Genomic DNA, 13,634 nt, shown 5'->3' with positions numbered 1-13,634 from the left:
AGGCCCAACGCCGGGTCGTGCTCGTCCACGGCGGCGGGCGGCGCGCCCAGGGCGGCGGTCCGCCTGGCCGCCTCCTCCAGCCGCTCCACCGGCAGCTCGCCCGACTCGACGGCCGCCACGATGGCGTCCACGAGCCACCGCATCCCGTCGTCGTCCAACGGCTCGCCGCCCAGGCACAGCGCGTCCACGCCGGCGACCAGCGCCCGCACGGAACCCTGCGCCAGGTCGCCGCCGACGGCCTTCATGTCCAGCCCGTCGGTGATGATCGCCCCGGTGAAGCCCAGCTCCTCCCGCAGCACGCGCACCGCGACCGGGTTGAGCGTCGCCGGCTCCGGACCCCACTCCGGCACCACGAGGTGCCCGGTCATGATCGACCGCACCCCCGCCAGCACCGCCGCCCGGAACGGCACGAACTCGACCGCCGCCAGCTCCGCCACCGACCGCGGCAGCACCGGCAGCGCCGCGTGCGAGTCCACAGTGGACGCCCCGTGGCCGGGGAAGTGCTTGGCGCACGCGGCGACCCCGACGGCCTGCATGCCCTCCACGAACGCCGCCACGTGCGCGGCCGCGGCCTCCGGGTCCGACCCGAACGCCCGCACGCCGATCACCGGGTCCTCCAGCGTCAGCACGAGGTCCGCCGACGGCGCGAGGTTCAGGCTCACCCCGCACGCCGCCAGCCGCGAGCCCATCGACGCCGCCACCGACCGCGTCAGCCCCGGGTCGCCCGCCGCGCCCAGCGCGTGGTTGCCCGGCACCTCCGAGCCGTGGCCCGCGTCGAGCCGGGTGACGTCGCCACCCTCCTCGTCGATCCCGATCACGACGTCCGCGCGGGCGGCGCGCAGCTGCGCGTTCAACGCGGCGACCTGCGCGTCCCCGCCGTGCCCGTCGGGTCCGCCCGGCACGACGTTGCGCCCGAACAGCACCACGCCGCCGAGCCCGTCGGCCACCCGCTTCAACAGCCAGTCCGGCGCCTCGGTCCCGTGGAACCCCGGCAGCAGGACACCCGACGCGAGCCGGTGCAACGACATGCGGTCTACCCCTTCACCGCACCGGCGGTGACGCCGGTGACCATCTTGCGCTGCACGATCAGGAAGAACACCAGCACCGGCAGCGTGAACAGCGCCGACGCGGCCATCGCGCCACCCCAGTCGGTGCCGAACGCGGTCTGGAACCCCGACAGCCACACCGGCAGGGTCTGCTTGGCCTGGTCGTTGATCAGCGACAGCGCGAACAGGAACTCGTTCCACGCGGTCACGAACGCGAACACCGACGTGGCCACCAGACCGGGGCCGAGCAGCGGCAGCGTGACCCGCCGGAACGCGCCCCACCGCCCGCAGCCGTCCACCATCGCCGCCTCCTCCAGCTCCAGCGGGATGCCGTTGACGAACCCGCGCAGCGTCCACGCGCAGAACGGCAGCGTCACCGCGAAGTAGATCAGCGCCAGCGCCGGCAGCCGGTCCAGCAGGTCGAGGTCGCGCATCATCAGGAACATCGGGATCAGCAGCGCCTCGAACGGCGCCATCTGGGCCACCAGCATCATCATCACGAAGCCCTTGCGGCCCCGGAACCGCATCCGCGACAGCGCCACCGCCGCGAGCAGGCCGACGACGACCGCCGCCAGCACCGCGCTCAACGACACCAGCAGGCTGTTGCCCAGCGCGCCGAGGAACCCCGGCTTGGCCCACGCGGTGGCGAAGTTCGAGCCGGTCACCGTGAACGGCACCAGGTCGTACCCGCTGGTCAGCAGGTCCTTGCGGGGCTTCAGCGCGGTCGCGACCATCCAGTAGGTCGGGAACGCGAAGAACAGCGCCACGACCAGCGCGACGACGTTGCCCACGATCTTCTTGGGCCGGGTCACCTTCAACGCGGTCACAGCGAGCCCTCCTGGGAGCGGACCAGCCTGCGCAGGTACTGGAACGTGAGCAGCGCCAGCAGCGCCACCATCACCACGGACACGGCCGCCGCGACCCCGAAGTGGCTCTTCGAGATGCCCTCGAGGTACTGGTAGACGGGCAGCGTGGTGCTGCCGCCGTCCGGGCCGCCCTTCTTCATCGCCCAGATCTGGGCGAACACCTTGAAGTCCCACAGCAGCGACAGGAACGTCACCATCAGCAGCAGCGGCCGCAGCTCCGGCCACGTCACCGAGCGGAACGTCTGCCACGCCGAGGCGCCGTCGATGCCGGCTGCCTCGTACTGGTCCTTCGGGATGCCGATCGCGCCCGCGTACAGCGAGAACGCCAGGAACGGGATCGCCTGCCACACGATCAGCAGCCCGATCACGGCCAGCGTCGACGTGCCGGTGGAGAACCACGAGTACCCGGCGAAGGAGTCGAACCCGACCTTCACCAGGGTCTTGTTGAGGATGCCGTACTGCTGGTCGAAGATCCACTGGTAGACGGTGGTCGCCGCGAGCAGCGGCATCGCCCACGCCAGCAGCATCGCGACCTGCAGGGCGATCCGCACCACGGGGCTGATCTGCCGCATGAGCAGCGCGATCAGCAGGCCCGCCACGACCGACGCGGCCACCACGACCGCGGTGAACACGACGGTGCGCACGGCGATCGCCCAGAACGCCGGGTCGCCGAGGATCTCGGCGTAGTTGTCGAAGCCGGTCCACACCACCTCGCCGCGGGTCAGCTCGCGCAGGTTCAGCCTGCGGAAGCTCGTGACCAGGACGGAGAGGACGGGCCAGCCGATCAACCACAGGATGGCCACCAGCGCGGGGGCCAGCAGCAGGTAGGGCAGCGCCCGGTCGAAGGCGCCACGACGACGCGGCGCGCCGTCCGGTGCGGCACGCCGCGGCGCCGACGAGTGGTTCGTCGGCACCGCGGCGTCGGTCGTGTTCACGGCCGTCATGCGATCGTCATCCGCCCAGGGTCTTCGACAAGGCGGTGTTGGCGTCGGCCGTGGCCTGGTCCAGCGTCTTCGCGCCGGTCAGGTAGGCGGTCAGCATGTCCTTCAGCGGGTTCTGGCCCGCCTCGACCGCGGCCCACGCCGGCGTGGTCGGGGTGACCTTGCCGTTCGGGGCGGACTCGGCCAGCGCCTTGCCCAGCGGGGTGGTGGCCAGCTTGGACGTGTCGGTCGAGGTGCCGGGCACCGCGCCGCCCTCGGCCAGCATGTCCTGGTACTTCTTGGAGCTGAGCAGCTTCAGGTACTCCTTGGCGAGGTCGCTGTTCTTGCTGCCCGCCGGGATCGCCAGGTTCGAGCCGCCGAGGAACACCGGGGCGGTCTTGCCCGCGGTCTTCGACGGGATCGGGAACGCGGCGGTCTTCTCCTTCAGGTCCGGGTTGGCCTTGACGGCGCCCGCGAGCTCCCACGGGAGACCGATCATCATGCCGACCTTGCCGGTGCCGAACACCTCCATCTGCTGCGGCGTGGCCTCGTCGGCGTCCTTCGGGGCCTTGGTGCCGGAGGTGTCGACGAGCTTCTTGTAGAAGTCGACGCCCGCCTTGGCCTCGGGGGTGTTCAGGGCGCCGGCCCACGCGGAACCCTGCGCCTTGGCGACGTCGCCGCCCTCGTCCCAGATGAACGACAGCAGGGCGTACCAGGACTGGCCCGGCAGGTAGAGGGACTGGAACTCGGGGTCGGCCGCGTTCGCGGTCTTCAGCTTCTCGATGGCGGCGACCCACTCGTCACGCGACTTCGGCGTGCTCGTGATGCCCGCGGCCTCGAACAGGTCCGTCCGGTAGATGACGGTGCGGTTCGCGGCGTAGAACGGCAGGCCGTACTGCTTGCCGTCCCAGGTCAGCGAGTCCTTGAGACCGCCGAGCCACTGGTCGCCGTTGAGGTTCGAGACGTCGCCGCTCAGGTCGAGCAGGGTCTCCTCAGCCGCGAACTTCGCCGTCTGGGTGTTGCCCAGCTCGATGACGTCCGGCGGGTTGTTGCTGGTCAGCGCGGTGGTCAGCTTCTCCTGGATGCCGTTCCACTTCTGGACCTCGTACTTGACGGTGACGCCGGGGTGCGAGTCCTGGAACTCCTTGTTCAGCGCGTCGGTCAGGGTGGTCGGCGCGGAGCCGTCCATCAACCAGACCGTCAGCGTCTTGGGTTCTCCGGAGTTGCCGCTGTTGCCGCCGTCAGAGCTCGTGCCACATCCGGCCACGGCCACCGCGAGTGCGGCGGCACCTACGGCCAGTCCTCTCCAGCCCTTCACGTTGTGCGCCCTTTCCCCATGCCCCGATCCCACGACCGGAACGACCAAAGTGGTGTAGACCAATGCGGCCTAGAGTGTGCCTCGCCACAGGGCATGTCAAGGCCGTTGCTGGACCGTTGCAAAGTCATCGGAGCAATTTCCGGGCCCTTGTCGGGGGTTCGGGCGCACGATCCGACGTGGACAAGGCATCCTGTGTCCGGGAGCGCTGTCAAGGTCGGCTGGCAAGGGGCGAGGAGGAAGGCATGCTCGAAACGAGCCCTGCGACTGGCGTGGACGCCAGGACTCGCGCGCAGCGCGAGCCGAAGTACTGGGGACTCAAGAGGCATCTGCTCGACCTCCTGCGCGCGCTGCCGCCCGGATCTCCGATCCCGACCGAGCGGTCGCTGGCCGCCGAGTTCGACGTGTCGCGGACCACGGTCCGGCAGGCCCTCGCGGAACTCACGGTCGAGGGCCGGTTGCTGCGCGTGCAGGGCAAGGGGACGTTCGCCGCGGAACCCAAGGTGGCGCAACGGCTCCAGCTGTCCTCGTACACAGAGGACATGAAGGCGCAGGGCAGGCAGCCGTCGTCGCGCCTGATCGAGGCGTCGGAGATGGCGGCGGAGGCCGAGCTGGCCCGGCTGCTCGGCGTGCGGGCGGGCGCGAAGGTGCTGCGGCTGCACCGGCTGCGGCTGGCCGACGGCGAGCCGATGGCCATCGAGACGACCCACCTGGCGCTGGGCCGCTTCCGCGGGCTGCGCCGGTACCTCGCGCCCGGGGCGTCGCTGTACCAGGTCCTGCGCGAGCGGTTCGGGGTCGAGATGGGCCACGCCGAGGAGACTATTGAGACGGCCCTCGCCTCGCCCGAGGAAGCCGAGCTGCTCGGCGCCGACATCGGCCTGCCGATGCTGCTGCTGTCGCGCCACTCGTTCGACACCGAGGGCAACCCGGTCGAGTGGGTGCGGTCGGTGTACCGCGGCGACCGGTACAAGTTCGTGGCCACGCTCAACCGGCCCGCGGACTAGCGGTCCGCCGTGGCCGAGACGGTGGTGTGGGGCACGGGCCGGGCGCGGGCCGTGCTCGCCACCACCATCCTCGGCTCCGGCATGGCGATGCTCGACAGCACCATCGTCAACATCGCCCTGCCCCGCGTCGGCGCGGAACTCGGCGCGTCCGTCGCCGGCCTCCAGTGGATCCTCGACGGCTACCTGCTCGCCCTCGCCTCGCTGATCCTGGTCGCCGGCTCGCTCGGCGACCGGTACGGCCGCCGCCGCGTCTTCACCTTCGGCGTCGTCTGGTTCGGCGCCGCCTCGCTGCTCTGCGGCCTGGCCCCGACCACGGAACTGCTGGTCGCGGCGCGCGTGCTGCAAGGCGTGGGCGGCGCGCTGCTCACGCCCGGCTCGCTCGCGATCCTGCAGTCGGTGTTCGTCCGGACGGACCGCGGCCGCGCCATCGGGGCCTGGTCCGGCCTGTCCGGCGTGGCGACGGCGATCGGGCCGCTGGTCGGCGGCCTGCTCGTCGAGGCGTGGTCGTGGCGGCTCGCGTTCCTGGTCAACCTGCCGGTCGCGGCGGTCTGCGTGTGGCTGGCCCGCCGTCACGTGCCCGAGTCGCGGGACCGCGAGCTGACCGGCCACCCCAACATCGGCGACTCGGTCATCGGAGCACTGGGCCTCGCGGGCATCACCGCCGCCCTGGTCGAGGCGCCGGTCCGGGGCGCCGACGCGGTGGTCGTGACGGCGGCCGCGGTCGGCACGGTGTCGCTGGTCGCGTTCGTCGTGCGGCAGCGCCGGGGCCGCGACCCCCTCGTGCCGCCGACGTTGTTCGCCAACCGGACGTTCGTGCTGGCCAACGCCCTGACGTTCCTCGTCTACGCGGCGCTCGGCGGGGTCATGGTGCTCATGGTCCTGCAACTCCAGGTGTCGCTGCGCTACCCGCCGACGACCGCCGGCCTCGCGAGCCTGCCCATCACGGTGATCATGCTGGCGCTGTCCGCGCGGTCCGGGAAGCTCGCCCAGCGCATCGGCCCGCGCGCCCAACTCATCGGAGGACCGGTCCTGATCGGGGTCGGCATGCTGATGCTGCGGTGGGTCGAGCCGGGCGCGGGCTACTGGACCGGCGTCCTGCCCGGCCTGCTCGTGTTCGGCGTCGGTCTCGCCGCGGTGGTGGCGCCGGTGACGGCGACCGTCCTGGCCGCCGCGCCGGACCGGTACGCGGGCGTCGCCTCGGGCGTGAACAACGCGGTCGCCCGCACCGGCAGCCTGGTCGCGGTGGCCGTGCTGCCCGCGGTGGCGGGCCTGACCGGCGCCCAGTACCCCGACCCGGTCGCGCTCACCGCGGGCTGGCGGACGGCGCTGCTGGTGTGCGCGGCGGCGTCGGTCGTCGGAGGCCTGCTGGCGATCGGCGCCGACAACGACGTGCTGCGGGCCGACCCGGAGCCCGCCCCCGAGTGCCACAGCTGCGGCGTCGACGCCCCGCCGCCGCGCGTGCGCGACTAGCGCGCCTCAGAGGTACCGGGCGAACACCTCGGGGTCGACGTTCCCGCCGGACAGCACGGCCACCGTCCTGCCCGAGGCGGCCCACCCCGTCGGCCGCGCCAGGTACGCGGCCAGCGCCACCGCGCCGCTGGGCTCCACCACGAGCCGGGCCTGTCGCGCCGCCCGCCCGATCGCCGCCCCGATCTCCTCCTCCGACACCGTCACGATGTCGTCCACGTAGGCGCGCATGTGCGCGAACGTCAGCTCGGACGGCTCGCTGCGCAGCCCGTCGGCGACGGTCCGCGCCCGGTCCTCCGGCGACCACTGGACCAGCGCCCCGGCCCGCAGGGACTCGGCGGCGTCGCCCGCGAGCTCCGGCTCGACGCCGACCACCCGGGTCGACGGGCTGAGCGCCTTCACCGCGGTCGCCACGCCGGAAATCAGCCCGCCGCCGCTGACCGGCACCAGCACCGTCTCCACGTCGGGCAGGTCGGCGACGACCTCCAGCCCGATGGTGCCCTGCCCGGCGATCACGTCGGGGTGGTCGAACGGCGGGATCAGCGTCGCGCCCCGCTCGTCGGCCAGCTCGCGCGCCCGCGACTCGCGCTCGGTCATCGGCACCTCGACCACCTCGGCGCCGTGCGACCGGGTGGCGACGACCTTGACCCGCGGCGTGGTGTCGGGGACGACGATCACGGCCGGCACGCCGAACAGCTTCGCCGCGTACGCGACGGCCTGGGCGTGGTTGCCGCTGGAGTGGGCGACGACGCCGCGGGCGCGGACGTCCTCGGGCAGCCGGGCCAGCGCGTGGTACGCGCCGCGGATCTTGAACGCGCCGACGGGCTGGAGGACCTCGGGCTTCAGCCAGAGCCCGTCGTCGAACCGCAGGAGGGGTGTGCGGACGACCGCGTCCTTCACGAGGTCCGCGGCGGCCTGGATGTCGGAGAGGGTGACGAGTGCCATGCCACCGATGATCCTCACCCCGGTGGCCGCGTGAGAGGTGCACCGGCCGCAACCGGAACTCCTGCGGTCTCACCCGGCCGGGGCAACATCTTTCACACGTACGGGGCTGGCGCAGCCGAATCCCTTACTTCTGGCAAAACCGCCCGAATCGGTGATCGAATCACTACCTTGAGTGAGAGTTAACTGTCAAACGCTACACAGCGCAGTCAACCCGGCGTGGCCTGTGACACACTTCGCCCTCAGATGGCCCGGACCGTCATAGGTCACAGGGTCATAACGTCGCTCGAACGGGTGAGTACTGGTCGGTAGGCGACCGGGGAGGAGGGCACATGCGACCGCGCAGAGCCCCGCTCGCGCCGTTCGACGGCGGGACTTCGGAGAACCGGACGGTGGCCCGGGCAAAGACCCGGGCGAGAAGTAAAGGGGTGGGGCGACCCCTGCCGCCGCCCCACCGCCCGTCCCCCTAGAGCCCCCGAGAGCGGTCCCTGCAACCAGGCTCTCGGGTTCCCTGCACCCGAAGATGAGGGAGACGCCTAATGAACCGCACGAGTGCGGCCCGCCTCGCCGTGGCTGCCCTGCTCGCCACCGGCGCGGCTACAGCTCTCAGCGTACCGGCCACCGCGGCGCCCGCCGCGCCCCAGGCGGCAACCGCCGCGGACACGGAGAGCTACCCGGCCGAGTTGCTCCAAGCGGTGCAACGCGACCTCGGCCTGACCGCCGAGCAAGCGCGCGTCCGTCTGGCGAATGACACCAGGTCGGGTGACATCGAGACCAAGGTGCGCGGCGCGCTCGGCGACTCGTTCGCCGGTGCGTGGATCGACTCGGCGAGCGGCAAGCTCACCGTGGGTGTCACCGACGCGGCGAAGGCCGACGCGGCGCGCGCCGCCGGCGCCGACGCCAAGGTCGTCCGGTACTCGCACCGCAGCCTGACCGGCACGAAGGCGGCCCTCGACCGCCTCACCGCGCCGGCGTCCATCACGGGCTGGCGGGTGGACGACGCGTCCAACAGCGTCGTCGTGGAGGTCAACCGGAACACGCGTGACGCGGCGGCCGACCGCTTCCTGGCCGACGCGGCGGCGTTGAGCCCGGCGGTGCGCGTGGAGGAGGTCGCGGAGTCCCCCACGACCCTGTACGACACCCGCGGCGGTGACGCGTACTACATGGGCAGCGGCGGGCGTTGCTCCGTCGGCTTCTCGGTCACCGCGGGCGGCTACGTGACGGCGGGCCACTGCGGTCGCGTCGGCACCACCACCTCCGGCTACAACCGGGTCGCCTCCGGCTCGTTCGCGGGCTCCTCGTTCCCCGGCAACGACTACGCCTGGGTGCGCACGAACAGCAGCTGGACCTCGCGTCCGTGGGTGAACCGCTACAACGGCACCAACGTCGTGGTGAAGGGCTCCACCGAGGCCGCGATCGGCGCCACCATCTGCCGCTCCGGCTCCACCACGGGCTGGCACTGCGGCACGGTCCAGGCCAAGAACCAGACGGTGAACTACGGCACGTCCGGCATCGTGTACGGCCTCACGCGGACCTCCGTGTGCGCCGAGCCCGGCGACTCCGGCGGCTCGTACGTGGCCGGCACGGGCTTCGGCCAGGCCCAGGGCGTGACCTCGGGTGGTTCGGGCAACTGCTCGACCGGCGGCACGACCTACTACCAGCCGGTGAACGAGATCCTGGGCGCCTACGGCCTGCGGCTCGTGATCGGCTGACCTGCACCAGGCGGACGCGCGGTCGGTCCCTGCGGGCCGCGCACCCCGTGACGGACACCCCTCGGGCCCACGCCCGGGGGGTGTCCGCGTTCGGGGGAAACCGATCGGGAGACGCGGCCGGCCGGCGGGACCCGGCCGGCCGGCCGGGAGGCCCGGTCAGCCGGCGGGACCCGGCCAGTCGGGAGTCCGGCCGGCCGGGGACCGGCCCGTCAGGCGAACTGGACGGACCGCTTCGACAGCCCGTACCAGAAGCCCTCGACGGTGGTCGTGGCCTCCGGCGCGGTGCTCGCGCCGAGCGAGACGAACAGCGGCGCGAAGTGCTCGGTGCGCGGGTGCGCGATGCCGGCGGCGGGCGCCTTGCGCTGGAAGTCCAGCAGCGCGTCCACGTCGCCCGCGGCGAGCGCCCGGCCCGCCCAGTCGTCGAACTCGGCCGACCACGACGGCGGCACGTAGTCCGGGCCCGCCGACATGTCGACGCAGCTCAGGTTGTGCGTCATGAACCCGCTGCCGACGATCAGCACGCCCTGCTCGCGCAGCGGCGCCAGCCGGCGGCCCACGTCGAACAGGTCGCGCGGGTCGAGGCTGGGCATGGACATCTGGAGCACCGGGACGTCCGCCTCGGGGAACATCTCCTTCAGCGGCACGTACGCGCCGTGGTCCAGCCCGCGCCCCTCGTCGCGCGCGACGGGCCGGTCGAGGAGCCGGGTGACGTCGTCGGCGAGCGCGGGCGCGCCCGGAGCCTCGTAGGTGACCTCGTAGTACCGGCGCGGGAAGCCGTAGAAGTCGTAGGTGAGCGGCACGGTGGTGGTCGCGCCCACCGTGAGCGGGTTGTTCTCCCAGTGCGCGGAGACGACGAGGATCGACTCCGGGCGTGGCAGGGTCGCGGACCACGACTTCAGCTCGCCGGTCCACCGCGGGTCGTCGGCCAGCGGGGGCGCCCCGTGGCCCAGGTACAGCACAGGCATCACACCGACGACTGTACGCCCTTTAGTTGAAGTTTCAACCAGGATGCGGCGGCGCGGGGGTCCTCCGCCTCCGTGACGGCCCGCACGACCACGACCCGGTCCGCGCCCGCCGCCAGCACCTCCGGCAGCCGGTCCCGGTCGATCCCGCCGATCGCGAACCACGGCCGCCGCACGCCGTCGCCGGCCGTGGCCCGCACCAGGTCCAGCCCCGGCGCCGGACGTCCCGGCTTCGTCGGCGTCGGCCAGCACGGCCCGGTGCAGAAGTAGTCCACGCCCGGCTCCACCGCCGCCGCCCGCGCCTGGTCGACGTCGTGCGTCGACCGGCCGATCACCACGTCGTCGCCGACGACCCGCCGCGCCACCGGCACCGGCAGGTCGTCCTGCCCCAGGTGCAGCACGTCCGCGTCCACGGCCAGCGCCACGTCCGCCCGGTCGTTCACCGCGAGCAGCGCGCCGTGCCGCGCGCACGCCTCCGCCAGCACCTCCAGCGCGGCGATCTCCTGCTTGGCCTCCAGCCCCTTGTCCCGCAACTGCACGATGTCCACGCCGCCCGCGAGCGCCGCGTCGGCGAACTCGGCGAGGTCGGGGCGGTCCGGCGTGCAGAGGTAGAGCCGTGCGTCGGCGAGCCGCCGCCTGATCTGCGTTCCGTCGAGTCCTGGCACGGCCGCACGGTAACCGCCGGCGCGTTTCGTGCGCTACGGTGGAGGCGGTCCGCACGGGAGCCTGGAAACACCGGGCTGAGAGGGAGCGTGGTTCGCTCCGACCGTCGAACCTGATCCGGGTCATGCCGGCGCAGGGAGCGTGAGTGCCTTGGCAATGCGAGTGACCGTCCTCGGCGGCGGCGTCATCGGCCTGTCCGTCGCGTGGCGCGCGGCGGGCGCCGGCTACCCCGTGGAGCTCGTCGACCGCGCTTCGCCGCACGGCGGCTCGTGGGTCGCGGGCGGGATGCTGGCGCCGATCACCGAGGCGTGGCCCGGCGACGAGGACGTGCTGAAGCTCGGCGTGGAGTCGCTGGAGCTGTGGCCCGACTTCGCCCGCGAGCTGGGCGTGGAGCTGAGCCCGGTGGGAACCCTGGCGGTGGCCGTCGACCGCGCCGACGTCGAGGTGCTGGACCAGCTCTGCGCCTACCTGGGCAGCCTGGGCCGCTCCGCCGCGAAGCTCACCGGCCGCGAGCTGCGCGCCCTCGAACCCGGCCTCGGCCCGGTCCGAAGTGGACTGTCCGTGCCCGGCGACGTGGCCGTGGACAACCGCGCCCTGCTGCGGGCGCTGCGCGACGCGTGCGCCGCGTCCGGCGTGCGGTTCATCCCCGAACCCGCGCCGGACGCCGACGTGACCGTGATCGCGGCCGGCGCGTGGAGCCGCGACCTGCACCCCGCGCTCCGCGCCGTGATCCGCCCCGTCAAGGGCGAGATCCTGCGCCTCACCGCCCGCCCCGGCGCGCTGCCGCCGCCCCGGCACACCATCCGCGCCCAGGTCTCCGGCCGCCCCGTCTACCTGGTGCCGCGCGCCGACGGGTTCGTCCTCGGCGCCACCCAGTACGAAGCCGGGTTCGACGGCGACGTCACCGTCGGCGGCGTCCGCGACCTGCTGCGCGACGCCGAGGTGGTGTGGCCCGGCATCGCCGAGTACGGGCTCGCCGAGGCCGCCGCCGGGTTCCGCGCCGGCAGCCCCGACAACGCGCCCGTCATCGACTGGCTCGAACCCGGGGTGCTGGCCGCCACCGGCCACCACCGCAACGGTCTCCTGCTCGCGCCCGTCACGGCGCGGCGGGTGCTCACCCTGCTCCGCGAGGGAGGAAACAGCCGGTGAAGGCGAAGGTCAACGGACTGGAACGGGAACTGGCCGACGGCGCCACCGTCGCCGCCGTCCTGGCACTGCTCGACGCGCCGCCCAGCGGCGTCGCGGTCGCCGTGGACGGCGAAGTCGTGCCGCGCGCCGCGTGGGAGACGACCGTGGTGCGCGACGGCGCCGCCGTCGAGGTGCTGACCGCCGTGCAGGGAGGCTGACGTGGACGACCCCTTGGTGATCGCCGGACGGGAGTTCGGCTCGCGCCTGGTCATGGGCACCGGCGGCGCGGCGAACCTGTCGGTGCTGGAACGCGCCCTGGTGGCGTCCGGCACCGAGCTGACCACCGTCGCCATGCGCCGGCTCGACGCGTCCGGCGGCGGCGTCCTCGACCTGCTGGGACGGCTCGGCATCTCCGCCCTGCCCAACACGGCCGGCTGCCGCACCGCCGCCGAAGCCGTGCTCACCGCGCGGCTGGCCCGTGAAGCGCTCGGCACGGACTGGGTGAAGCTGGAGGTCGTCGCCGACGACCGCACCCTCCTGCCCGACCCGGTGGAGCTGCTGGACGCCGCGGAGAAGCTCGTCGACGACGGGTTCGTCGTGCTGCCGTACACGTCCGACGACCCGGTCCTGGCGCTGCGCCTGGAAGAGCTGGGCTGCGCCGCCGTCATGCCGCTCGGGTCGCCCATCGGCACCGGCCTCGGCATCCGCAACCCCCACAACATCGAGCTGATCGTGGCGCGGGCGTCCGTGCCGGTCGTCCTCGACGCGGGCGTCGGCACGGCGTCCGACGCGGCGCTGGCCATGGAACTCGGCTGCTCGGCCGTGCTGCTGGCGACCGCCGTGACGCGGGCGCAGGACCCGGAGCGGATGGCGGCCGCGATGCGCGCCGGCGTCGAGGCGGGCCGGCTGGCGCGGCTCGCCGGGCGCATCCCGAAGAGGTTCTGGGCGCACGCGTCGAGTCCGGCAATGGGGTGATTGCCGGACACGGCATGATGGATGCTCGTTGTGTCCGTCTGCCCGAGGAGGAGTGCCGTGACGGCCGAGCAGGTCGAGGACGCCACCGCCCGGCTGTACCTCGCGATCGGCAGGCTTTCCCGGCTGCTGCGGCGCACCGGGTCGCCCGGTCTCGGGCCCGGCGCGGTGTCCGCGCTGGCGACGTTGGCGCGGTGCGGCCCGATGCGGCTGGGCGACCTGGCCGCGAAGGAAGGCGTCGCCCCGCCCACCCTGTCCCGGATCGTCGCGGCCCTGGTGGAAGCAGGCTACGTGCGGCGCGAACCGGACCCCCAAGACGGCCGCGCGTGGCTCGCCACCCCCACCCCGGAGGGCGTGACCATGGTGTCCGGCGTGCGCTCGGCACGGGTGCGCGAGCTGCAGCGGCGCATCGAGGAACTGTCACCGGAACACCGCGAGGCCCTGGTCAACGCCCTGCCGGCGTTGGAGGAACTGGTCGGCGAAACCACCTGACCGTCCGGCGGTAAGGGGGAACGGGTCCGGGGAGCACGGTGTGACGGCAAGCCCCGCGGACGGCCCCGGCGCCAGCCCGGCGAGGTCCGCGTCCTGACGTGCGCCCATGACCGGGAGGACGCGCCGCCCCACCCCGGTTGACCCC

General features: G+C 73.1%; 14 protein-coding genes and 1 riboswitch. Of the genes, 7 read left to right on the top strand and 7 right to left on the bottom strand.

Annotated elements, in window-relative coordinates:
- From ACFQ3T_RS17100 to ACFQ3T_RS17085, 4 genes are all read right to left on the bottom strand, one after another.
- Nucleotides 1-1,028, bottom strand: a 1,028-nt coding sequence (locus ACFQ3T_RS17100) for a glycoside hydrolase family 3 protein (protein ID WP_380724261.1), incomplete at its 3' end; no start/stop codon positions are given.
- Nucleotides 1,029-1,033: 5 nt separating this feature from the next.
- Nucleotides 1,034-1,864 (bottom strand): carbohydrate ABC transporter permease, encoded by an 831-nt coding sequence (locus tag ACFQ3T_RS17095; RefSeq protein ID WP_380724265.1) that lies wholly within the window; start codon nucleotides 1,862-1,864, stop codon nucleotides 1,034-1,036.
- Between the two features lie 5 nt (nucleotides 1,865-1,869).
- Complete coding sequence (locus ACFQ3T_RS17090; protein ID WP_380724260.1) at nucleotides 1,870-2,856, bottom strand: carbohydrate ABC transporter permease; 987 nt, start codon at nucleotides 2,854-2,856, stop codon at nucleotides 1,870-1,872.
- 7 nt (nucleotides 2,857-2,863) lie between these two features.
- Nucleotides 2,864-4,150, bottom strand: a complete 1,287-nt coding sequence (locus ACFQ3T_RS17085) for a sugar ABC transporter substrate-binding protein (RefSeq protein WP_380724259.1) — start codon at nucleotides 4,148-4,150, stop codon at nucleotides 2,864-2,866.
- Between the two features lie 242 nt (nucleotides 4,151-4,392).
- Between ACFQ3T_RS17085 and ACFQ3T_RS17080 the strand changes: the two genes are divergently transcribed.
- Nucleotides 4,393-5,151 carry a GntR family transcriptional regulator gene (locus ACFQ3T_RS17080; RefSeq protein WP_053715905.1) on the top strand — a complete coding sequence of 253 codons (759 nt, stop codon included), beginning with the start codon at nucleotides 4,393-4,395 and terminating at the stop codon, nucleotides 5,149-5,151.
- Nucleotides 5,152-5,160: 9 nt separating this feature from the next.
- The gene (locus ACFQ3T_RS17075) at nucleotides 5,161-6,621 is read left to right on the top strand and encodes an MFS transporter (RefSeq protein WP_380724258.1); all 1,461 of its coding nucleotides are present in this window, start codon (nucleotides 5,161-5,163) and stop codon (nucleotides 6,619-6,621) included.
- A 6-nt stretch (nucleotides 6,622-6,627) separates the two neighbouring features.
- Here the strand turns inward: ACFQ3T_RS17075 and ACFQ3T_RS17070 are convergent, their stop codons facing one another.
- Entirely contained in the window at nucleotides 6,628-7,563 is a 936-nt protein-coding gene (locus ACFQ3T_RS17070; protein WP_380724257.1) for a threonine ammonia-lyase, read from the bottom strand.
- A 536-nt stretch (nucleotides 7,564-8,099) separates the two neighbouring features.
- Here ACFQ3T_RS17070 and ACFQ3T_RS17065 point away from each other — a divergent pair.
- A complete protein-coding gene (locus tag ACFQ3T_RS17065; protein ID WP_380724256.1) occupies nucleotides 8,100-9,272 on the top strand; it encodes a S1 family peptidase in 1,173 nt (390 codons plus the stop codon).
- A gap of 209 nt (nucleotides 9,273-9,481) precedes the next feature.
- Here the strand turns inward: ACFQ3T_RS17065 and ACFQ3T_RS17060 are convergent, their stop codons facing one another.
- The gene (locus ACFQ3T_RS17060; protein ID WP_380724264.1) at nucleotides 9,482-10,237 is read right to left on the bottom strand and encodes a dioxygenase family protein; all 756 of its coding nucleotides are present in this window, start codon (nucleotides 10,235-10,237) and stop codon (nucleotides 9,482-9,484) included.
- Entirely contained in the window at nucleotides 10,237-10,899 is a 663-nt protein-coding gene (gene thiE / locus ACFQ3T_RS17055; RefSeq protein WP_380724255.1) for a thiamine phosphate synthase, read from the bottom strand. The genes ACFQ3T_RS17060 and thiE overlap by 1 nt, the downstream gene beginning before the upstream one ends.
- Before the next feature lie 43 nt (nucleotides 10,900-10,942).
- A riboswitch (TPP riboswitch) is annotated at nucleotides 10,943-11,053 on the top strand.
- Between thiE and thiO the strand changes: the two genes are divergently transcribed.
- The 4 genes from thiO to ACFQ3T_RS17035 are packed head-to-tail and all read left to right on the top strand — an operon-like array spanning nucleotide 11,054 to nucleotide 13,489.
- Nucleotides 11,054-12,046 (top strand): glycine oxidase ThiO, encoded by a 993-nt coding sequence (thiO, locus tag ACFQ3T_RS17050; protein WP_380724263.1) that lies wholly within the window; start codon nucleotides 11,054-11,056, stop codon nucleotides 12,044-12,046.
- Nucleotides 12,043-12,243 (top strand): sulfur carrier protein ThiS, encoded by a 201-nt coding sequence (thiS, locus tag ACFQ3T_RS17045; RefSeq protein ID WP_380724254.1) that lies wholly within the window; start codon nucleotides 12,043-12,045, stop codon nucleotides 12,241-12,243. The genes thiO and thiS overlap by 4 nt, the downstream gene beginning before the upstream one ends.
- A 1-nt stretch (nucleotide 12,244) precedes the next feature.
- Nucleotides 12,245-13,000, top strand: coding sequence for a thiazole synthase (gene thiG, locus ACFQ3T_RS17040; protein WP_380724253.1), 756 nt, complete (start codon nucleotides 12,245-12,247; stop codon nucleotides 12,998-13,000).
- A gap of 57 nt (nucleotides 13,001-13,057) precedes the next feature.
- Nucleotides 13,058-13,489 (top strand): MarR family winged helix-turn-helix transcriptional regulator, encoded by a 432-nt coding sequence (locus ACFQ3T_RS17035; RefSeq protein ID WP_380724252.1) that lies wholly within the window; start codon nucleotides 13,058-13,060, stop codon nucleotides 13,487-13,489.
- Nucleotides 13,490-13,634 lie beyond the last annotated feature (145 nt).

Source organism: Saccharothrix hoggarensis, assembly GCF_042678885.1.
GTDB lineage: Bacteria > Actinomycetota > Actinomycetes > Mycobacteriales > Pseudonocardiaceae > Actinosynnema > Actinosynnema hoggarensis.
The sequence above is the reverse complement of the archived record's forward strand: the minus strand, read 5'-3'. Positions and strand labels throughout refer to the sequence as shown.